This is a genomic window from uncultured Allobosea sp., from assembly GCF_945957345.1.
Classification (GTDB): Bacteria; Pseudomonadota; Alphaproteobacteria; order Rhizobiales; family Beijerinckiaceae; genus Allobosea.
Map to the genome: position 1 here is coordinate 1 of NZ_CAMFKW010000026.1, position 19,002 is coordinate 19,002.

Genomic DNA, 19,002 nt, shown 5'->3' on the forward strand with positions numbered 1-19,002 from the left:
CGCCGGCACAAACGCAGGCGCTCCACTGGATGGTTTTCTCACCGCCGTGCACACCTCGACTTCGCCGATCAGCTCGGCGCGCTTCCGCTTCAGTTCTTCGTCGAACCTCACCTGCTCCCGCTCCGTCAATGGGAGCCGGAAGCTATCAAACTGATCGGATCAGGTCTGGTGGTTTTTGCTACCTAATGCCGCTATTAAGGTGCGGCCGAGCCGCTTGCGTCATAAAGAAAATGCCGAAGATGTTGGTCTGAAAGGTGCGGCGAAGCTGCTCCTCTGTGATGTCGGTTATGTCCTTGTCTGGATGTTGCTCGCCCGCGTTATTGACCAGGATGTCAATCTTGCCGAATTGTTCGATCGTCCGGGCTACGGCCTCGGTGCAAAATGCCTTATCGCCGACATCTCCAGCGATTGAGATGGCACGACGCCCCTCCTTCTCAACGATGCTCACCGTCGCTTTGGCGTCGTCGTGCTCACTCAGGTAGACGATGGCCACGTCAGCCCCTTCGCGAGCAAAGAGGGCAGCGACAGCGCGACCGATACCGCTATCGCCACCCGTGACGAGTGCCACCTTGCCATCGAGACGGCCGGAGCCCGCATAGCGAGGACGCCACTCGGGCTTCGGCTGCAAGGCCGATTCATGACCTGGAAGACCATCTTCATGAATCATCGGATCACGGGCGGGCATGGCTGCTCCTTGTCCTCACTCCGTTCGCGATGGTCGAAGCCCAGTGGGGTCACGCCGCCTTGCGATTGATGACGCTCGTCGCAAGCTTGGTGAGCTTTGCGTCGGTTTCCGCCTCTTCATCGAGATTTTGCTTCAGGAGCGCCGCGCAGTCCTCGCGGCCGAGTTGCTTCGCCCAAGCGACAAGTGTGCCATAGCGCGTGATCTCGTAGTGCTCGACGGCTTGCGCTGCAGCAATCAGAGCCGCATCCAGAACCTGCTTGTCGGCGACGTCGCCTGCAACATCGCTCGCTTCGGATAGAATGCCGTCGATCGCTGGACAGGTTACGCCCTTTTCTTCCGCGCCATGCTGCTTGAACACCTGCTTCAGGCGCTCGATATGGCCTTCCGTCTGCCGGAGGTGCTGCTCGAAGCCGGATTTCAGCTCGGGGCTCGTCGCCTTGTCGATCATATCCGGCAGCGATTTCCGGATTTGGTTCTCGGCGTAATAAATGTCCTGGAGCGTGTGGACGAAGAGATCGTCCATCGTTTCGATGTCTTTGGTGAACCATCCCATTGGGAGCCTCCTGATGTGAGGGGACCCCAGCCGCAGACTTGGTGAACCTCCTCGAGCGCCCGATGTTCCCCAGCCCTGCGATCATCCTCGAGGATTGATCTCACATCGCCTGAGCCTCAACAATTTAGCCGCATAAATTACTTTGCTGGCAGTCCTGACATGCCGCGACGAGCGTGGAACAGAATCGCGGTCCGGGCCGTTCGATTCCCATTCAGCGGCCTCAGCCGCTTCTCATCAGGAGTGTCGGACAATGAAGACAACCATCCTCGTGTCACTCGTGGCGGCCAGCGTTTCCTTCGGTGCGGTGGCTCAGACGAGCACAACGTCTCCGATGCCGGCGCCAAAGGCCGACGCCGACAAGAACGCACCACTGCCGGGCGCCAACAGCTTCACCGAAGGTCAAGCCAAGAGCCGTCTCGAAGCGAACGGCTATTCGAATGTTGGCGCTCTGAAGAAGGACGACAGCGGCGTCTGGAAGGGAACGGCCACGCATGCCGGCGCTCAAGTGAATGTCTCCGTCGACTATCGCGGCAACATCACCCGCAACTGATCTCGGCGCTCGAGCCCAATCATTGGAGGCAAATATGACCCGCACCCTGACCCGCACCTATGACAATTACGAAACGGCTCGCTCCGTCGTGGAGCAACTGGAATCTGCCGGTGTTTCCAGTAACGACATCAGCGTGGTGGGCCGCGCCGGCTCGGCCGACGAGACCAACGCGACTGAAGGCGCCGGTATTGGCGCAGGCATCGGCGGTGCTGCCGGTCTTCTGGCTGGCATCGGCATGCTTGCCATCCCTGGTATCGGCCCTGTTGTTGCAGCCGGCTGGCTTGCGTCGACCGCTGCTGGCGCCGTTGCCGGCGCTGCCGCTGGCGGCCTCGTCGGCTCCTTCGTCAAGGAAGGCCATGACCAAGAAGAGGCGCATTACTACGCCGAGACGGTCCGGCGCGGAGGCTCCGTGATTTCGGTTCGAACCGAGCCCGAGCATGAAGCCACGGTTCAGGCCATTCTCGATGGTGCGACCCCGATCGACCGGGTGGTCCGCGAGGCTGAGTATCGTGCCGGCGGCTGGGAACGTTTCGACGAGAACGCTGGCCCTTACCGCCCGCCTATCGTGTGAGTGCCTATAGATCTGCGGCCTCGGGAAACCGGGGCCGCTTCTGTTTTGCGGAGACAAGTCACACGATTTCCGTGCGCGGTTACCTAATGAATGATCCGAAGCGGATGGAGCAAGACGACTTTGTTGGTAGCGTTCTAGATGGCGCGCCGCTCTTCGGCCCAGACAAAAGCAAGATCGGAACGGTCGCTCAGATTCACGGCAAGGGCGAGGCTATGCAGGTGATCGTCAGCTTGGGTGGCATTCTCGGCATTGGCGCGAAAATCGCAGTCCTTGGACGAGGCGATCTGCAATTCGAGCGTGGCGAGGATGGCAGTATCCGCGCGATGACACAGCTCACGTCAGACCAACTTGCAGAGAGGTCGCCGATCTGAGCGTTGCTGGCCCGTACCGTTCTGTTCGGTCATTGAATTCGCATTTTGCGCACTTTGCGGATTGATTTTCGCTCGCCTGTTCGCCGTTGCGGTGGCGCAATTCGGATATAGCCCCAAGGAATAGGATTATATGGCTGCTGTCGAAAACGTCGGTAAGCCCGAAAGCAAAAAAGGTGGTCAAGGCTCTTCCCTGGCCTCCCCTGCAACGGCGCCCGTTCGGGGGGTGCTAAAAATACTGGTGCGGGCCAGTTCTTCGCGCTCTGCAACCGGGCGTTTCGCGGCCCTGCTCGTTCTGTTGGGGACGCTCTTGGCCTTCGCATTCCTTGGATTTTATCTGCCGTCGGCATTGGCCACATGGTCCGGGTTGCCCTGACCGCGAACTGACCGTCCGCCAACAGCCCAAGCTTTGGGGAACCTCTTTGCATGTTGCGCGTAGAACGCCTGCAAACCTCGGGTCAGGCCATGGAAGAGCCAGTTTTCGTTGCGGTCGGAATGGTGGCAGTGGCCGTACTCGCCTGGTACGCCTCTCAAGTTTGGGACATCTGACGTCCATGTGGCGAAGCGTGACGGAGCCGAACCCCTTCGCAATCCTCGATGACCCGGTCGTCATGGCGCGAGCCGAAGCAGCCTGGGCCACGGCATGGAGCTACGTCGAGCAAAGTCTGAAGGAAGAGGAACGAGAGCGCCAGAGCCAGCGCATGATATTCATCGTGGCCTCGACGGCGTTAGAAACCGACGATGTGCACGAACTGGCTCATCGCTCCATAAAGCGGTTTTTACAGGAAGGGCCGCTGCAGCGGCCAACTTAGACCCGATGCTTCGCGCGTCACATCTCGACATCGAAACGGGGCAGCCTTCTAAAGCCACCGCATAACCGTTTCAGGACCAATCTGATACATATCGATCTCAGCGTCGCTGAGCCGGCGTTCCGGTTTAAGCACCGGTTGCGGCAATAACTCACTGTTGCCGGCGAGCGCTGCTATAGCCTCCTCCTGAGACGCTGCGGCAACGAAGAACACCTGGCGATCGGCCGAGGCCGGCGACGTCACCTCGATTTGGTATGCATTGAACAGGCTCATGGTGTTCCCGGTGATGAGTTTCCTGGTGCCTTAGCACTGATCCGGGCGCCTGCGCGATTGTTGCCGACAGTCATGTTCGAGCTTCACCGATGTCGAAGCGAGCGGGGTGCAGGCTCGCGGGTACGAGCGCCAACAGTAGGCTCAATCAGCCCACCGGCGGTCCTAGCGCATCTTCGAGAGGCGCCTGACATTGGCGCGCACCTTACGGCGATAGCCACGAACAATGCCGAGAGGAGCCTTTCCAGTGGCAGCTTTAAAGAAGGCGTCTTGGCCAGCCGAGACCTTTTCGCTCACCATCAGACCCGCTTCCCGCTCGGCGGCAGAGCCGCCTGCTGCCAGCTTCATCCCCCTGAGCCAGATTGCCTGCTGCGCCTCGAATGCCAACATCGACATCTCAAGGAAGAGCTTAAACATCGGCTTTGCCTTCAGTCGGGACAGGCTTCGCGGTCCCGCGGCTAGCCGCTGTGCGCCGAGTCGAAGGCCGCGCCCTCTTGGCGGACGGCGTCGGAGCGTCTGGTGTAACATCCCGCGCTGTCGTTGCACGGATCTCCTGCTTCCACCGATAAAACCCGTACCCGATGGCTCCTGCGAGAAGAATCGGCGTCGGGATGCGCGCGGCCAGAAATGCCAAGGGAACAGCGAACTTCTCGGGGATATCGCCGCGTTCGACATTCCGTGCGATCCACGCGCCAGCTACCCCGGATAATGCGCCTCTGATCATCTCTTGTCCTCGCAGCCGATTTCGCCGTGAGCGGGTTTAACGCGGGGTGAAGTATACCGTTCCAAGCAGTACGGCGGCGCGATACATCGTTCCCCAGAGGCCTGTCGCACCACGAAAGCCAGGTGCCTACGACAAAACTTCACGCCGCCCCACGAGCAGCCGGGAGGATGCCCGCGTAATCAGCTCCGAAGTTGTCATAAGCTAAGATCGAGCCGGCATTGACCTGATAACGTTGTCGGCGGCTCCGGGGACATCGTCAGGGACAACACATGCCGCATCGATTCAAGTTGGGCGAACGCGTCGGTCTAGCGTTTGGCTTCCACGATCAGGATGCTAGCGGGCTCTATGAAATCACTGCGCAGCTTCCGACGCGGCCCGATGGCGAGCCGCAGTATCGGATCAAGGGCAGTGACGATCGGGAGCGCGTGATCGGAGAAGGCCAGATTGCCCACCCGAGTAACGCATCGAGGTCTCAGCGCCATCCAAGCTCTCACAATCCGATCACCAACGAACTCAACCGTCTTCGTGACGGCCAACGGGATGTTGCCCAGCAATCGGTGATCCAGCGTGACGAGCCTGCAGACAAGCTATACGGCGCCCCTGTCTTTGACTCGGCCGGCAAGAAGATGGGGACTGTGCTGCAGATCCAGGGAGCTGGCCAATCGTTGCAGATTATCGTGGAATTCGGAGGGTTTCTCGGGATAGGCGCGAGACCCATTGCTCTCTACGAGAGTGAGATCGTCTTCAGCAGGGCCGATGATGGCTCCATTCGGGCAGAAACGACGCTGACCAAGGAAGACTTGAAGGATCGCGCGACAAATCACGAGATGTAGCTTTACGTCGCAGTATTCGCAGCCTTAAAGGGAGCAGAATTGTATCGTTATGCGGTGGGCAGCTTTCCGCTTTTGTCTTTGGGTTGCTCCAGATGAGCCTCACGTCTGATCGCGCTCTTGCGGCGAGGCGGGAGTTCTGCCGACTTTCTCAAAACCAGGATAGAAATTTCTCCCACTCCATGCTGCGTCGATCAACGGCGCATTGGTCGCGCGCGTTCCTCCAAGGCTAGGCGTCCGAATGAAAGAGAACGTCAGCATCGGCTGCGACACCAACCCCGCTCGTTTCGCTGCCCGCTCCCTTCGCCTTCCCCTCCACGAATTTGAGACGGGTCGCGGCCGAATTCGGTAATCCTCTTGCTTGAAGCCAGGCCAAAAATTCTTCAGGCCGTATCGTAACGATCTGAAGAGCTCGCCCACGCGCCAGCCAAGCATTGACGGCGCTTACCGCGGAGGCGTGCCAAACATCATAATCACTCGGCATGTCGTCTTGATCATGCGCCAATTCCCAAAGGCGGAGAAAATCAGCGCGCTCGTACCATGGTAGCGCGACCGTGTACGTCTCAACTGTCGGTTTCACTGTTTCGGCCGATCGTCCGCGTGCGACGCGGAAACGGAGGGTGCTAACCGCCCAATCGGGGGTAGTCGGCTCTTTTGGATGGGGCGCCGCTATGCCCGCCTGGTCAACAGCAAATGACAGGATCGGCTTTCGCTTTCAGGAGCGACCTAACGGTCGGCACCCTTTTTAGAACTCAGCGCGAACAGATGATTTTGCGCTTCTCGACTGAGATTGACCGTTGCACCGATGCGCTTTGCTAGACGCTCCGCGGCCTCGATCGTTTCGAAGAGATCAGACGACCGACCATAATTCGACCCGGTCACGTCGCGGGCAACCCACTCCCCCGCAGTCCGGTGGATCGTCAGCTTCTGCACCATTTTATCGGCCCCAGTTCGAAGGACGAACAAGGGCCGGCTTGTAATGTTCCAGAAGGAAAATTCCACAGCCCCGGAGATACTTGGCGTTGGGTGCTGCCGCCGGTTTGCCCTCTCGTTCGGCCGCCGGTCAGTGAAAGGCGAAGAGGCTCTAATCTTCTCGCCGACCATCATTCACGAGCGGTCCGATGTCCGTGCTCAGGAATGTGATATGGCCCCGATAGATAATGCGCTCGGCGTTTTGGACCTGAAAAGTTAACTCGCCGTGGTCACCATCGGTAAGAATATCATGGGCCGCCTCCGAGAACGCCCTTCTGCCTTCCGCCCTGGCAGCCCTGTCGTTCGGCAGGTCGAGGTCAACGTAATGCGAGCTGCCATTGTCGGTGATGAAGCGATAGGTGGGCATGAACGTGTCCGACGCTTAGTTCGAGGCGGCAGCGTCGGCGTGGCACTTTTCCCACGCAATGATCGCTTCCATGAGCGAGGCAAGTTCATCCGCGTGATCGGAGCCGTTGGGATATTCACCCAGCTCTCTCGCTCGCTTCTTCGCTTCCTCGTACTCGCCAATCGAACCAATACTGAAGACGGTGCTCTGCAAAGGCATCGGGACCGGAACCTGTTCGAATGGCATAGCTGGATCTCCATCTGATCAGCAGCTAACTGCCCGCAGCGTAAGCAGTTCCCGCTTGTATCATCCGGCCAGCACCAGAAGTTCGCAGCTTCGTTGATCAACCGAATAGTCGATGGAAGGATGGAGCATAAGAAGCTCCGCGATAGACGGACATGTAAACGCGCGCGGCGCTTCCAAGGTTTCCGGCAGCTCGACTCGTAGCCTTCAATCGGAACGTTCTAGGGGCTGCCGCGCATGGCGCTCATGCCGGCGCATTGGTTCACTTCGCCGGCTTATGTCGCGACGCCAAACGTTGGTGACTGCTTTGCCGTGCCCAATGCGGAGCGTGCAGCGGAATTTCTCTTGTCCTGGAAAGGCCGGGGTTGAGACCAGGGGTGGAGAAGCTCCGTTGTGTCCTGCATGGCAGCAATGAACGGCCAGGGATCAACGGCGGACGCCAGATAGGTGTTCGAAACTGCTGCTAGATAGAGCGGAATGCTTCTCCAAGAAGCCGGCCAATCATGAGCGATCGCGTTCCGATGTCGACCGAAATGAAACTCAAGACTTCGAATGTCAGCTTCCAGGGAAGTATCTATAGTCCGAAACTAACGTGATCCGGCAGACAAATTACGCTGCGCTGTTTCTAAGAAATATGACGACGTCGTCGAGAATTGGTGCTTGCCATTGCAGAAGCCTGGATAGTGTCGTGGCTGTGTTGGCATGGCCTAGTCCTGGGTAGATCTTGAGAGAAACCGCTTGGGCGCCGGCCCTTCTAAGCGTCTGCGCGAGGCGCTCGCTGTTGCGTGGGAGGACCGTCGTATCCTCCGATCCGGTCGCCAGAAAAATCGGTGGGGCGTCGCGCCTTGCAAAGTTGATCGGCTGCGTCTGGGCGGGTTCGCGCGCGTTTCCAAACGCCGCCTTCGTCACATCGATATCGAACGGCAGAAAGTCGTAGGGGCCGGAAAGACCTACGGTGGAGCGAATATCGCCGGCACGCATTCCCACGGCGGCAAGATAACGCCGGTCCAGCGTCAGCATCATCGCGTTGTAGGCGCCCGCCGAATGTCCCAACAGGTGGATTGCCCCTGGGTCGCCGCCAAAGCGGGCGATGTTGTCTCGCACAAAACGCAGCGCCAGCGCACCGTCTTCGATGAAGACCGGGAAGCGGACCTCCGGGACCAGGCGGTAATCCGCGATCACCGTGACAAAGCCGCGAGCAGCGAGCGCGTCCCCCACGAAAGAGTAGGTTTCCTTGGCGCCGTTGGCCCAGGACCCGCCATAGATGAAGAAGACCACCGGCTTCGCCGCGCTCCCGCCGCCGGAAGGCACGTAGATATCCATTCGCTGTCGGGGATGTGGGCCATAAGCTACGTCGCGTGCGCCGTCCGTCAGGCGGCCGGGACGCAGGGCTGCGCATGCGGGAAGGGTCAGGCCGGCCAGCAGCGGCAGGATCGTGCGTCGGGCAATTCGGGTCGTCATCGTCGCCAGGGGCCGGAGAAGCATCGCAGTCTATACGTCCTCTGCACTGCGGTGGATCAGCGCCGCGGCCGCGCAATATCCATGGCGATACTGAACCGCGCCGGCCCGCCGCACGTATCTCCCCGTAGAATCCTGGAGGTCGCCATGCGCTTCGTCGCCGGTTACATCGCCTTTATCGTCGCCTTCGGTATCTGTGACGCTCTCTGGCTGGGCACGATGACGGCGCGGCTCTATCGGCCCGCGCTCGGCGATCTGATCGTCGAGCAGGTGCGCTACTGGCCGGCGGCGCTATTCTATTTCGGCTTCCCGCTCGGCGTGGTCTATTTCGCGCTGATGCCGGCCCTGCGTGACGGCAGCGCCGGCACCGCGCTGCTGAATGGTGCGCTCATCGGCCTGCTCGCCTATGCGACCTATGACCTGACCAACTACGCCACGCTGCGTCCCTGGACGCTGACGATCACGCTCGTCGATCTCGTCTACGGCACGGTCGTCGTCGGCCTCTGCACCTGGATCGCCTATGGCGTCGTCCGCCGGGCCGCCGACTGGGGCTGGTTCTAGCCCCAGAGCCGGCCGATCCGTCAGGTCGCGCGCAGCCTATAGTGATGGACACCCCAGGCGTCACCGCCGGCATGGCCGAACAGCCCGCTCGTCGCCAGGAAGAACAGGCGCCAGCGACGGCGCCAGAGCGGTGCGTCCGCACCATAGGTCTCACGCAGGATCGGATCGATCTGTGCCAGGTTGCGGTCGAAATTCGCCAGCCAGTCCTCCGCCGTCGCCCGGTAGTGCTCGCCGCCCCAGCGCCACTCGTCTTCGACGGCGAAGAGATCGGGAAACTGGTGCGCGAGCGCAGCACTCGGCATCAGGCCGCCGGTGAAAAAATGCTGCGCGATCCAGTCGCCGGTATCGGTGGCATCGAAGCGGTAGCAGCCCTGCCGGTGGGCGAAGACATGGATGAAGAGCCGGCCATCAGGCTTCAGCCAGCCGCGAATCCGCCTGAGCAGCGCGCGCCAGTTCGCCATATGCTCGAACATCTCGACGGAGACGACGCGATCAAAACGGTCTCCTGTCGCAAAGTCGTTCATATCGGCCGTGACGACCGTCAGATTCCTGAGGTTGCGCCGCAGCGCCCGCTCTTCGATGAAGGTACGTTGCGAGGCCGAGTTGGAGACCGAGACGATCCGCGCTTTCGGATAATGCTCGGCCATCCATAACGACAGCGAGCCCCAGCCGCAGCCGAGTTCGAGGATGTCCTGACCGTCGGCGAGACCGGCATGCTCGGCTGTCAGTTCCAGCGCCTTCTCTTCCGCGGTCGCCAACGTGTCGCCGGGATCGGCGAAATAGCAGCAGGAATACTTGCGCCGCGGGCCGAGCACCTGATCGAAGAAGGCGGCCGGCACCTCGTAATGCTGGGCGTTGGCGGCATCGGTATGAACCGCGATCGGAAACTCCACCATGTTGCGAGCGAAGGCTGCGGGATCGGCCGGCTGCGCGGCGAGAGAACGATCCGTGCGCCCGACCAGTGACGCGATCACCATGCGGCTGACGGCATCGGGAACGGGGAGGCCTTCGCCCCAGGTCGAGAGCCTCTGCATGATCGTCATCACGTCGCTCCTTTCGGCGGCAGCGGGATCAGGGCGCTGGTTCGATGCTGGTATGCACGATAGGCCTCGCCGTGCTTGGCCAGCATGTGCTCTTCCAGAGGCGGTATGCCGGAGATGCGCGTGAGCAGCAGCGTGATGCAGGCTGGCGCCAGCAAGGCGAGCCAGCCCCAGGGATAGCCGGAAGCGGGCGCGATCAGCGCATAGGAGGACCAGAGCAGGCACTCGAAGAAGTAGTTGGGATGCCGCGACCAGCGCCACAGGCCCCGGTCGCAGACGCCACCCGCTCCCGAGCGCGCGAAGGCACGCAATTGGCCGTCGGCGATGGCGCCGCCTGCAAGGCCAGCAGCGAATAGGGCGATACCGGCGCAATCCCGCCAACCCAGCAATGGCGCGGGGCTATGCGCCGCGACGATGATCCCCAATCCCAGGGGAATGCTGACCAGCGCCTGCATCTGCAGCAGCCGGGCCAGTTGCCGCGGCGCGTCGCCGCCCCAGTCGCGCTTCAGCTTGGCATAGCGGGGGTCTTCCGCGATGCCGCGCGTGCGCCGCGCGATGTGCAGGCCGAGCCGAAGCGCCCAGGCCAGTGCAAGTGCGGCCACGAGCAGCCTTCGCGATGTCGGCCCCGCGCCAAGGGGCAGCAGTGCGCCGGCGATGCCCGTCAGGCCCAGCCCGAAAGTCCAGACCACATCGATCCAGCCGGAATTGCCAGTGCGGCGCTCGACCAACGTCGCCAAGGCCATGAAGGCGGACATGGCCACGGCCACGAAGACAAGGGCCGCGATGAAGGACGCGGTCGTCAAAACCGTACCAGAGGCTGCAGCAGCCGGCCGAGCCAGCCCTGCAACTGCACGCTCCCCGTCATCGCGACGATGCAGGTGCAGCCCTCGACAGGGTCGACGCGCGGCGTGTGATCATGCTCGGAATCGGCCTCGTCGAAATCCCCGGCGGCATAGCGCCCGTATTCATGCTCATAGGCACCGGCGAGGATCGTGGTCCATTCGACCCCGGTATGCTTGTGGTGCGGCAAGGCAATGCCCGGCCCGGCGCGCAGCATGAAGACGCGCGCCGACGCACCCGGAACATCGACGCGCCGCATGGCGATGCGGATGCCGATCGGGCGCCAAGGACCGAAGCCATAGGGGCGCAGCACCTGCGGCATCCCGGTTTCGTGGGCCGCTTCGGAGATGTCGGAGGCCGATCCCGTTTGTACGTCGGCATTCGGATCACAGGGGCCGGACCTCATCGCGACGGGCTCGATCTTATCCAGCAGTGCGCCTTGCACGGCCTCAAGATTCTGCAGGCGGCGCCGGCTCTCCTGATCTGCCTCGATATGGCAGGCGACGACGACCGCCAGGCCTTCGTCGAGCTGTCCTGCGGCGAAGGCGGCGAGCGTCTCGTCGGACGGGCGATGCACAATGTTCATCGCAGATCCTCCAGCCGGCCGCGTAGATGCGACAGTGCCAGGCGCAGGCGAGACTTCACCGTGCCCAGCGGAATGGCGAGGCGATCGGCGACATCCTGATGACTGAAGCCTTCGATGAACGCGAGCTCAACCACGCGATACTGGTCGGGTGAAAGCTGGGTCATCGCGGCACGCACGCGCGCATCGCGTTCGGCACCGGAGAGTGTCGCATCGGGCTGTTCGGGGGCTTCTTCATCCAAGATCTCGTAAACTTGCGACAGCCGCGAGCGCGTTTCGCGACGGGCGATGTCGATGCGCAGGTTGCGCGCGATCGTAGCGATCCATGTCGAAGCGCTGGCCTTTGCCGGGTCGAACAGGCCAGCCTTGCGCCAGACGGCCAACAGCGTTTCCTGCGCGACCTCCTCGGCCAGTTCCGCCGGGGCGCCGCCACGCATCAGCAATCCCTTCACGCGCGGCGCGAAATGGTCGAACAGCGCGGCGAAAGCGTCCCGGTCCCCCGAGTGCGCGATGGCTGCGATCAGTCGGTTGGGGTCGAACAAAGCGATGAAACGACCTCCTTGCGCGCCAGCTCCCGCCTTGCGCATGCCGTCGACAGTCAGGGCGAGTGCGGGAACCATATGTGAGATACGCGGGCGTCGCTGCAGCGGATCACCCGGATGAGATCGGACGCCATCACTCGGCAGCCTTCCAGGTGACGTCGCGGCAGATCAGGCCACCTACGACGCAGCCGCGCGTGGTCAGCGCGCCGGCGCTGGCGGTGATCGTCATCGCGTAGGTCCAGTCACGCTTGGCATCATAGGCGCTGCCGGCAAAGGTGCCGTCAGGCTTGCGCACCAATGTCATGACCAGCTTGTCGCCGGCCGCCTCGCCCTTGCTCGTGTCGCCGATCCAGAGATTGGTGGCGCAGATCTTGTCGCCGCAGGGCGCAATCCGCACACGCGCGTTGCCGTCATCGCGCAACCATGTCCCGTCGAGATCGTTGGCGGCCGCGCTGCCAATCACAGCCGCAGCGAGGGCGGAAGCAAGCAGAAGACGCATCATGGCGTTGTCCTTTCGGTGCGTGCATCTCGTCTACGCTCAGCTTGTCCCGGTGGTTTCATCCGCACGCGAAATTGTGTCGAGGCGTCCGGCGAAGAGCCATCCGATGAGGGCGGTCAGGGAGAGTGCGCTCAAGAGGTTGAGGCGCTGCAAGGCTGCATATTCGCCGGGCTCGTAGAGATATAGCGGCGTACCCAGCAGTGCCGGCGGCAGCAGATACGTGACGAAGACGAGCACCGCGAAGCTCAACGCGAAGGCGCGCTCCGGGCGGCGGAACAGCATCAGCGCAAGCATCAGGCAGGGAAACAGGAAGACCTCGACCCCTGAGCCGGTTCCGAAGGCGACACGGCAGAGCAAGGTGTTGCCGATACCGGCCACGAGAAGCAGGGACCGCCCGAACCGGGTGCTGCGCCGCATGGCGGCCGGCACGGCCGCGAAGAGCGGCGTCGAGAGGAAGGTGACATAAGATGGCGTGACCACGGGCGACACCGCCCAATGAAGATAGAGCGGGTAGAAGGGCTGGTTGGAGACGATCACGAGCGCAACGGTACTGGCGATCGCCGCCCGCGGATCGGGATGCGCGGCATAGGCGCGGATCGCTGCGACCACTCGCTTCAATCGGCTCATTGGCATCGTCACCCCTCGCGGAAAGCCCAGGCCTTTCCTCGTTTACGCAGCAGGGGCTGTAACGGGTCACCTGGCCGGTGCGCTTTTGGTCGCGCGGCGGCAAATCCAGTCTGGCCCCCGCCGCGTATACCCGTCATGGCAAATGAAACAGCGGCGATAGAACGAGCACAGGGCAAGGCGATGCGCCTCGCCGTGATCGGTGGTGGCATATCAGGCCTCTCGGCGGCATGGCTGCTGGGGCAGGCGCATGATGTGGTGCTGTTCGAGGCTGCGCCTCGCCTCGGCGGTCACGCCAATACGGTTCGCGTCGCCGGCACCGGCGGCGAGACGGCGGTCGATACCGGTTTCATCGTCTATAACGAGGCGACATACCCGAACTTCATCGCGCTGATGGAGCATCTGCGCGTCGCCACGCAGCCGACGGAGATGTCCTTCGCCGTGTCGCTCGATGGCGGCCGGCTCGAATATAGCGGCACCAGCGTGGCCGGGTTGTTCGCCCAGCGTAGTAATCTGGTGCGCCCACGCTTCTGGGCGATGCTTCAGGATATCACCCGCTTCTATCGGAACGCGTCGAGGGACGTGCTCGCGCGCGGCGCGGCCGGCATCTCGCTGGGCGAATATCTCGTGGCCGGCGGCTACGGCGCCGCATTCCGGGACGATCATCTCCTGCCGATGGCCGCGGCGATCTGGTCAGCTCCCTGCGCGGAGATCCTATCCTATCCCGCCGCCGCCTTCCTGCGTTTCCATCACAATCACGGACTGCTCCAACTCAGCGACAGGCCAGTCTGGCGCACCGTGACCGGCGGCAGCAGCACTTATGTGCAGAAGCTGCGCGCCGCTTTTTCGGGCGACGTCAGGACCGGCTCGCCGGTGCGGCGGGTTCGACGTGAGGCAGACGAGGTGGTTCTGACGGGCGATGGCTGGACCGAGACCTTTGACCAAGTCGTCTTCGCCAGCCATGCCGACCAGACGCTCGCCATGCTCGACGATCCGGGATCGGCCGAAGCCGAGGCCCTCGGCGCCTTCCGCTACAGCCGCAACCGCGCCGTGCTGCATGGCGACGAAGCGCTAATGCCGAAGCGCCGCCGTGCCTGGGCGAGTTGGAACCATATCGGTGATCGCGCCCAACCGGATGCTGCCTGCGCTGTGACCTATTGGATGAACCGACTCCAGGGCTTGCCGGAGGCTCAGGCTTTCTTCGTCACGCTCAACCCGCCGGGTACGCTGCGCGACGAGACCATTTTCCACGAGGAGATCTACGAACACCCGCTGTTCGATACTGCGGCGCTCGATGCGCAGGAACGGCTCTGGTCGTTGCAAGGCGCGCGTCGGAGCTGGTTCTGCGGCGCCTATTTCGGATCCGGGTTCCATGAAGATGGCCTGCAAGCCGGGCTCGCCGTCGCCGAAGCGCTTGGCGGCATCCGCCGGCCATGGAGCGTTCGCGATGAATCCGGGCGCATTCCGATCCTGCCCCGGCTGGAGCAGGCCGCATGACCTTGCAATCCGCCCTCTATGTTGGCCGCGTCAGGCATCATCGGTTCCGGCCGCGACCGCATGCGCTGGCCTATCGCGTGTTCTGGCTGCTGCTCGACCTCGACGAGATCGAACAGCTTGCGACGAAGCTTCGCTTCTTTTCGCGCCACGGCTTCAATCTCTACGCCTTTCGCGACACGGATTACGGGGATCGCAGCGGGCGGCCCTTGAGGCCGCAGATCGAAGAGACCTTGGCGAAAGCCGGGATCGCACATGACGGCGGCCCGATCCGATTGCTGACCATGCCGCGTATCCTGGGCTACGCCTTCAACCCGCTCAGCACCTATTTCTGCTATCGCCGCGACGGCACCCTCTGCGCCATCGTTTACGAGGTGCACAACACCTTCGGCGAGATCCATAGCTATGTGGCACCGGCCGATCGTTCCGAAGGCGCATTGAGGCAGGAAGCAGACAAGGTCTTCCACGTCTCGCCGTTCATGAATCTCGACATGCGCTACGCCTTCACGGTCGCCCCGCCGGGAGAGCGCGTCTCCGTCGCCATCGAGGGCAGCGACACGGAAGGACGCCTGATCACCGCCGTGTTGAGCGGCAAGAGAGCAGAGCTCAGCGACGCGGCCTTGTTGCGGCTGCTCGCGACCCATCCGCTGCTCACGCTGAAGGTCACCGCCGCCATCCACTGGCACGCGCTGCGCCTGCTGGCGAAGCGGATTTCCTGGCGGCCCCATCCGGCTGCGCCCGAGCGCCCCTTCAGTCTCGGCAGAGCCGCGACGGGTCATGCGAAAGGACCCATGCAGTCATGAGCCGGCCCGATGTGGAACAGCATTTTCGCATACCGGAACAGGCCTTCGCGCCGCCGAGCGGCATGGGCCTGTCGCGCTGGTTCCTGCGCCGCGTGCTTTCCCGGATCACGATCGGCCATCTGACGGTGTTCACGCCGGATGGCGAACGGCTTTGCAGCGCGCCCGGCCTGCCCGGTCCACAGGCGACGATGATCCTGAACAACTGGCGGTCGATGCGCCACCTTCTGCTCGATGGCGATATCGGCTTGGCCGAGGCCTATCGCGACGGTGACCTTCACACGCCGGACCTGACGGCCTTGATCGAGCTCGGCGCGCGCAACGACGCGACGCTGCGCAAGCTGGTTTCGGGCGCCTGGCCGGCGCGGCTGCTGAACCGCCTGCGGCACGTTCTCAACGCCAATACGCGTCGCGGCAGCCGTCGCAACATCACCGCGCATTACGATCTCGGCAATGATTTCTACGGCCACTGGCTCGACGCCAGCATGATGTATTCCTCGGCGCTCTACGAGACGCCGACGGAGACGCTCGAAACCGCGCAGCAGCGCCGGCTCGACCGGATCGTCGCCATGCTCGACCTTTCGGGCGGCGAGCACATCCTTGAGATCGGTTGCGGCTGGGGTGCGTTGGCGGAGCGGCTTGCCCGCGAAGGCTGTCGCGTGACGGCGATTACTCTGTCGCCGGCCCAGCTCGAAGCGGCGCAGAAGCGTATCGCAAACGCAGGCCTGTCCGAGCGCGTCACCATTGAACTCCGGGACTATCGCGACATTGCCGGGCAGTTCGACCGCATCGTTTCGATCGAGATGATCGAGGCGGTCGGCCGCGCCTACTGGCCGTCCTATTTCGATACGCTGAACCGCTCGCTCGGACCTGGCGGGCGGGCCGTATTGCAAGCGATCACGATCGACGATGCGCTGTTCGAGAGCTACCAGCAGGGCACCGATTTCATCCAGCGCTACATCTTCCCCGGAGGCAGCCTGCCATCGGTCCCGGCTTTGAAGAACAGTGCCGACGCAGCCGCTCTCGCAGTCGTCGAGCAACTCGACTTCGGCGACAGCTACGCCTTGACCCTGAAGGAGTGGCGCCGGCGCTTCCTGGAGAACTGGAGCGAGATCGCGCCGCTGGGCTTCGACGAGCCGTTTCGCCGGCTCTGGGAGTTCTATCTCTGCTACTGCGAAGCCGGCTTCCGCGCCCGGACGATCGACGTCAACCTGATCGCCCTGCAAGGCCGCTGACGGGCGCGGCGTTTCCCACCGCACCCGCTTGCGCGGATCTCCTAGAGGCGTCGCGCGGTCAGCCCCTTCGCGACGATCGGGCCCGTCGGGCGTCCGATGGGAGAACCACCGGCCGGTTCGACCGTGATCTCGAAGAGCTGGCCGGTGCCCAGCGGCAGGTTGTCCAATCGCAAGGGAACGGCGCGAGCCCGGTCGATGAGGCCGATCGAACGCGGCCCGGCGGCGCGGTCCCACAGCGTCCAGATTTCCAGCGCACGCCCCTGCGGCACGGCGATATCCTGAAGCGGGAGCAACTCGACGCGTCCGTCCGCGAACGTGTTGACCACCGCCGCGGCGACATTTGTGTCGGTCAGCAGAACGGCGACCATTGCGGGCTGGCGGTTCGCATGATCGAGGGCCGCGAAGAGCCCGAAGGCGAGCAGAAGCGCAGCGGCGGCACCGGCAAACGCGGTCCCGCGCCAAAGCCAAAGGCTATCCCACCACTGCGAGAGTCGCGCGCCGCGCCCGGATTGCGAAGCCACGGCTTGGCTTCGAGCGGGAGCTTGGTCGAGGCCGCTTTCGATGCGCCGCCAGAGGCCTGTCGACGGCTCGACCGGCCGGGCGGTGGCATCGATCGGCGCCAGCCATGCCTGCCAGCGGGCGACCGCGGCATCCAGCTTCGCGTCACCCGCCATCCGCCCCTCGAACGCTTCCTTGTCGGCGCCGTCGAGCAGGCCCAGCACATATTCGCCCGCGGCACTCTCGCGATCCGGTTCCTGCGTCATCCCAAGCACTCCTTGAGTGCGATCAACGAACGGCGGATCCATGATTTCACCGTCCCGAGCGGCATGCCGAGCTTGCCGGCGATCTCGCCATGGCTCAGCCCCTGCACGAAGGCGAGCAGCACCATCCCGCGCCGCTGAGCCGGCAGGGTCTCCAGGCAGCCGCGCAAGGCCTTGGCATCGGAGAGCTTCGCCATGACGGTCTCGGGATCATCCTCCTCGCTGGCGGCCTCCTGGCCGATCGGGCTCTCGTCGGTCTCCATGCGCCGCTCGTCACGCAGGATCGACAGCGTGCGGTTGCGCAGGATGGCGTAGATCCAGGTCAGCCCCGAACCGCGTTGCGGATCGAAGCGTCCCGCATGCCGCCAGATCAGGATGAAACTGTCCTGCACCGCTTCCTCCGCCAGGGCCCGGCGCTTCAGCATGCGCTGTGCCACACCGATCATACGCGGGCATTCCTGGTCGTAGATGCGCCGGAGTGCGTTTTTATCGCCGCCAGCGCAGGCCATCAGCGCCTGCTCGATGCCTGCTTCCTGCGATTGCGCGCCAGTGACGGCCATGCGGAATCCCTGCACTCGGCAGCCCCGAATGGGCGGCACGACGGGAGGATACGCTGCCAGCGCCATGATGGATGCACCCAGGTGGCTTTATTTTTTCGAGTGCATCCAATGCTTTGCCTCAACGCTATCCGGCACGAGCGCCGCCAGCAGGCATCCAGGCCACGGCGCGTGACAGAACCGGAGGACAAGATGACCAAGACGATCCGTTTCGCCCTCGTCGTTTCCACGTTTCTCGGCAGCGGAATCGCCGCGCAGGCCGCCATGCTGGCGGCTCTCACCGGCGACGACACCCTCACCATGGTCGATACCACGACTCTCAAGGCCGGCAAGCAGATGAAGGTCACCGGCATTGGCGGCAAGATCGCCGGCATCGATGTCCGGCCGGCAGACGGCATGCTCTACGCGCTTGGTGTCGATGGCACGATCTACACGATCGACAAGGCCGGCAAGGCGACGATGAAGTCCAAGATGGACACCGTGCTGCCTGCCGGCGCCATGGCAACCGTCGATTTCAACCCGGCTGCGGATCGGCTCCGCGTGATCGGCTCGGACGGCACCAACCTTCGGGTGAATGTCGATGACGGCAAGACCACGGTCGACGGCAAGCTGAAATTCGCCGAGACCGACATGCACAAGGGCGAGGCGCCGATGATCGTGGCCGGCGCCTATACCAACTCCGTCAAAGGCACGAAGGAGACGGCGCTCTACGACATCGACGGCAAGATCGGCGGCCTGATCAAGCAGGCGCCGCCCAATGACGGCGTCCTCGGCGCAGTCGGCAAGCTCGGGATCATGCCGAAGGCGATCGCCTTCGACATCGAGACGGCCGCCGATGGAACCAATACGGGCTGGCTGCTCGCCGACGGCGCGCTGCACAAGGTCGATCTTGCGACGGGCAAGGCGACTGCGATCGGCAAGATTTCAGGCCTGGGCGCTGCCGCCAGGGATATCGCGGTCCTTCCTGCTATGTAGGCCTACTCCGCATTTTTCGGACGCTCGCCATCCGGCGGGCGTCTCGATCGTTTCTCGCCTGACGTTCGATGAGCCGATCAACCGTTTCAAATGTCTGCTTTCTGGCAAGTGA

At 63.0% G+C, this 19,002-nt stretch carries 26 protein-coding genes; 10 read left to right on the plus strand and 16 right to left on the minus strand.

Features of this window, described 5'->3' with window-relative positions; all coding sequences use genetic code 11:
- Window positions 1-178 precede the first annotated feature (178 nt).
- Together Q0Q36_RS14035 and Q0Q36_RS14040 are read right to left on the minus strand one after the other, a co-directional pair.
- Window positions 179-685: an SDR family NAD(P)-dependent oxidoreductase gene (locus Q0Q36_RS14035; protein WP_293798809.1), complete on the minus strand. Its 507-nt coding sequence runs from the start codon at window positions 683-685 to the stop codon at window positions 179-181.
- Between the two features lie 49 nt (window positions 686-734).
- Complete coding sequence (locus Q0Q36_RS14040; RefSeq protein WP_293798810.1) at window positions 735-1,238, minus strand: ferritin-like domain-containing protein; 504 nt, start codon at window positions 1,236-1,238, stop codon at window positions 735-737.
- Between the two features lie 250 nt (window positions 1,239-1,488).
- On the opposite strand from Q0Q36_RS14040, the gene Q0Q36_RS14045 reads away from it, so the two are divergent.
- The 4 genes from Q0Q36_RS14045 to Q0Q36_RS14060 all read left to right on the plus strand — a co-directional run bounded on the left by Q0Q36_RS14045 (window position 1,489) and on the right by Q0Q36_RS14060 (window position 3,539).
- On the plus strand, window positions 1,489-1,788 hold the full coding sequence (locus Q0Q36_RS14045; protein WP_293798811.1) for a PepSY domain-containing protein: 300 nt from the start codon (window positions 1,489-1,491) through the stop codon (window positions 1,786-1,788).
- Between the two features lie 34 nt (window positions 1,789-1,822).
- Window positions 1,823-2,359 carry a hypothetical protein gene (locus tag Q0Q36_RS14050; protein ID WP_293798812.1) on the plus strand — a complete coding sequence of 179 codons (537 nt, stop codon included), beginning with the start codon at window positions 1,823-1,825 and terminating at the stop codon, window positions 2,357-2,359.
- An 86-nt stretch (window positions 2,360-2,445) separates the two neighbouring features.
- Window positions 2,446-2,730: a PRC-barrel domain containing protein gene (locus tag Q0Q36_RS14055; protein WP_293798813.1), complete on the plus strand. Its 285-nt coding sequence runs from the start codon at window positions 2,446-2,448 to the stop codon at window positions 2,728-2,730.
- 563 nt (window positions 2,731-3,293) lie between these two features.
- Window positions 3,294-3,539, plus strand: a complete 246-nt coding sequence (locus Q0Q36_RS14060) for a hypothetical protein (RefSeq protein ID WP_293798814.1) — start codon at window positions 3,294-3,296, stop codon at window positions 3,537-3,539.
- Window positions 3,540-3,587: 48 nt separating this feature from the next.
- Here the strand turns inward: Q0Q36_RS14060 and Q0Q36_RS14065 are convergent, their stop codons facing one another.
- Together Q0Q36_RS14065 and Q0Q36_RS14070 are read right to left on the minus strand one after the other, a co-directional pair.
- Entirely contained in the window at window positions 3,588-3,809 is a 222-nt protein-coding gene (locus Q0Q36_RS14065; RefSeq protein WP_293798815.1) for a hypothetical protein, read from the minus strand.
- 162 nt (window positions 3,810-3,971) lie between these two features.
- A complete protein-coding gene (locus Q0Q36_RS14070) occupies window positions 3,972-4,223 on the minus strand; it encodes a hypothetical protein (RefSeq protein ID WP_293798816.1) in 252 nt (83 codons plus the stop codon).
- 576 nt (window positions 4,224-4,799) lie between these two features.
- On the opposite strand from Q0Q36_RS14070, the gene Q0Q36_RS14075 reads away from it, so the two are divergent.
- Window positions 4,800-5,363: a PRC-barrel domain-containing protein gene (locus Q0Q36_RS14075; protein WP_293798817.1), complete on the plus strand. Its 564-nt coding sequence runs from the start codon at window positions 4,800-4,802 to the stop codon at window positions 5,361-5,363.
- A gap of 723 nt (window positions 5,364-6,086) precedes the next feature.
- Here Q0Q36_RS14075 and Q0Q36_RS14080 read toward each other — a convergent pair.
- From Q0Q36_RS14080 to Q0Q36_RS14095, 4 genes are all read right to left on the minus strand, one after another.
- Window positions 6,087-6,296: a hypothetical protein gene (locus Q0Q36_RS14080; protein ID WP_293798818.1), complete on the minus strand. Its 210-nt coding sequence runs from the start codon at window positions 6,294-6,296 to the stop codon at window positions 6,087-6,089.
- Between the two features lie 148 nt (window positions 6,297-6,444).
- Window positions 6,445-6,699 (minus strand): hypothetical protein, encoded by a 255-nt coding sequence (locus tag Q0Q36_RS14085; protein ID WP_293798819.1) that lies wholly within the window; start codon window positions 6,697-6,699, stop codon window positions 6,445-6,447.
- 15 nt (window positions 6,700-6,714) lie between these two features.
- The gene (locus Q0Q36_RS14090; RefSeq protein WP_293798820.1) at window positions 6,715-6,924 is read right to left on the minus strand and encodes a hypothetical protein; all 210 of its coding nucleotides are present in this window, start codon (window positions 6,922-6,924) and stop codon (window positions 6,715-6,717) included.
- A 606-nt stretch (window positions 6,925-7,530) separates the two neighbouring features.
- The gene (locus tag Q0Q36_RS14095) at window positions 7,531-8,382 is read right to left on the minus strand and encodes an alpha/beta hydrolase (protein WP_293798821.1); all 852 of its coding nucleotides are present in this window, start codon (window positions 8,380-8,382) and stop codon (window positions 7,531-7,533) included.
- A gap of 144 nt (window positions 8,383-8,526) precedes the next feature.
- Here Q0Q36_RS14095 and Q0Q36_RS14100 point away from each other — a divergent pair, with 144 nt between their 5' ends.
- On the plus strand, window positions 8,527-8,940 hold the full coding sequence (locus Q0Q36_RS14100; RefSeq protein WP_293798822.1) for a DUF2177 family protein: 414 nt from the start codon (window positions 8,527-8,529) through the stop codon (window positions 8,938-8,940).
- Window positions 8,941-8,960: 20 nt separating this feature from the next.
- Here Q0Q36_RS14100 and Q0Q36_RS14105 read toward each other — a convergent pair whose 3' ends face one another.
- Genes Q0Q36_RS14105 through Q0Q36_RS14130 form a run of 6 tightly spaced genes read right to left on the minus strand, consistent with a single transcriptional unit; the run spans window position 8,961 to window position 13,071 of the window.
- Window positions 8,961-9,983: a cyclopropane-fatty-acyl-phospholipid synthase family protein gene (locus Q0Q36_RS14105; RefSeq protein ID WP_293798823.1), complete on the minus strand. Its 1,023-nt coding sequence runs from the start codon at window positions 9,981-9,983 to the stop codon at window positions 8,961-8,963.
- The gene (locus Q0Q36_RS14110) at window positions 9,983-10,735 is read right to left on the minus strand and encodes a DUF1295 domain-containing protein (protein ID WP_293798824.1); all 753 of its coding nucleotides are present in this window, start codon (window positions 10,733-10,735) and stop codon (window positions 9,983-9,985) included. The genes Q0Q36_RS14105 and Q0Q36_RS14110 overlap by 1 nt, the downstream gene beginning before the upstream one ends.
- Before the next feature lie 44 nt (window positions 10,736-10,779).
- Window positions 10,780-11,406: a ChrR family anti-sigma-E factor gene (locus Q0Q36_RS14115; RefSeq protein ID WP_293798825.1), complete on the minus strand. Its 627-nt coding sequence runs from the start codon at window positions 11,404-11,406 to the stop codon at window positions 10,780-10,782.
- Window positions 11,403-12,023 carry a sigma-70 family RNA polymerase sigma factor gene (locus Q0Q36_RS14120; RefSeq protein ID WP_293798826.1) on the minus strand — a complete coding sequence of 207 codons (621 nt, stop codon included), beginning with the start codon at window positions 12,021-12,023 and terminating at the stop codon, window positions 11,403-11,405. The genes Q0Q36_RS14115 and Q0Q36_RS14120 overlap by 4 nt, the downstream gene beginning before the upstream one ends.
- A gap of 55 nt (window positions 12,024-12,078) precedes the next feature.
- Window positions 12,079-12,447 (minus strand): DUF2147 domain-containing protein, encoded by a 369-nt coding sequence (locus Q0Q36_RS14125; RefSeq protein ID WP_293798827.1) that lies wholly within the window; start codon window positions 12,445-12,447, stop codon window positions 12,079-12,081.
- Between the two features lie 36 nt (window positions 12,448-12,483).
- Window positions 12,484-13,071: a hypothetical protein gene (locus tag Q0Q36_RS14130; RefSeq protein ID WP_293798828.1), complete on the minus strand. Its 588-nt coding sequence runs from the start codon at window positions 13,069-13,071 to the stop codon at window positions 12,484-12,486.
- A 135-nt stretch (window positions 13,072-13,206) separates the two neighbouring features.
- On the opposite strand from Q0Q36_RS14130, the gene Q0Q36_RS14135 reads away from it, so the two are divergent.
- The 3 genes from Q0Q36_RS14135 to Q0Q36_RS14145 are packed head-to-tail and all read left to right on the plus strand — an operon-like array spanning window position 13,207 to window position 16,597.
- Complete coding sequence (locus Q0Q36_RS14135) at window positions 13,207-14,565, plus strand: FAD-dependent oxidoreductase (RefSeq protein WP_293798829.1); 1,359 nt, start codon at window positions 13,207-13,209, stop codon at window positions 14,563-14,565.
- Window positions 14,562-15,365: a DUF1365 domain-containing protein gene (locus tag Q0Q36_RS14140; RefSeq protein WP_293798830.1), complete on the plus strand. Its 804-nt coding sequence runs from the start codon at window positions 14,562-14,564 to the stop codon at window positions 15,363-15,365. Before Q0Q36_RS14135 ends, Q0Q36_RS14140 begins: the two co-directional genes overlap by 4 nt.
- Complete coding sequence (locus tag Q0Q36_RS14145; RefSeq protein WP_293798831.1) at window positions 15,362-16,597, plus strand: cyclopropane-fatty-acyl-phospholipid synthase family protein; 1,236 nt, start codon at window positions 15,362-15,364, stop codon at window positions 16,595-16,597. Before Q0Q36_RS14140 ends, Q0Q36_RS14145 begins: the two co-directional genes overlap by 4 nt.
- 41 nt (window positions 16,598-16,638) lie before the next feature.
- On the opposite strand, the gene Q0Q36_RS14150 is transcribed toward Q0Q36_RS14145, so the two are convergent.
- Both Q0Q36_RS14150 and Q0Q36_RS14155 read right to left on the minus strand, forming a co-directional pair.
- Window positions 16,639-17,403 (minus strand): anti-sigma factor, encoded by a 765-nt coding sequence (locus Q0Q36_RS14150; protein WP_293798832.1) that lies wholly within the window; start codon window positions 17,401-17,403, stop codon window positions 16,639-16,641.
- Window positions 17,358-17,918 carry a sigma-70 family RNA polymerase sigma factor gene (locus tag Q0Q36_RS14155; protein WP_293798833.1) on the minus strand — a complete coding sequence of 187 codons (561 nt, stop codon included), beginning with the start codon at window positions 17,916-17,918 and terminating at the stop codon, window positions 17,358-17,360. Before Q0Q36_RS14155 ends, Q0Q36_RS14150 begins: the two co-directional genes overlap by 46 nt.
- A gap of 189 nt (window positions 17,919-18,107) precedes the next feature.
- On the opposite strand from Q0Q36_RS14155, the gene Q0Q36_RS14160 reads away from it, so the two are divergent.
- Entirely contained in the window at window positions 18,108-18,890 is a 783-nt protein-coding gene (locus Q0Q36_RS14160; RefSeq protein WP_293798835.1) for a DUF4394 domain-containing protein, read from the plus strand.
- Window positions 18,891-19,002: the final 112 nt, after the last annotated feature.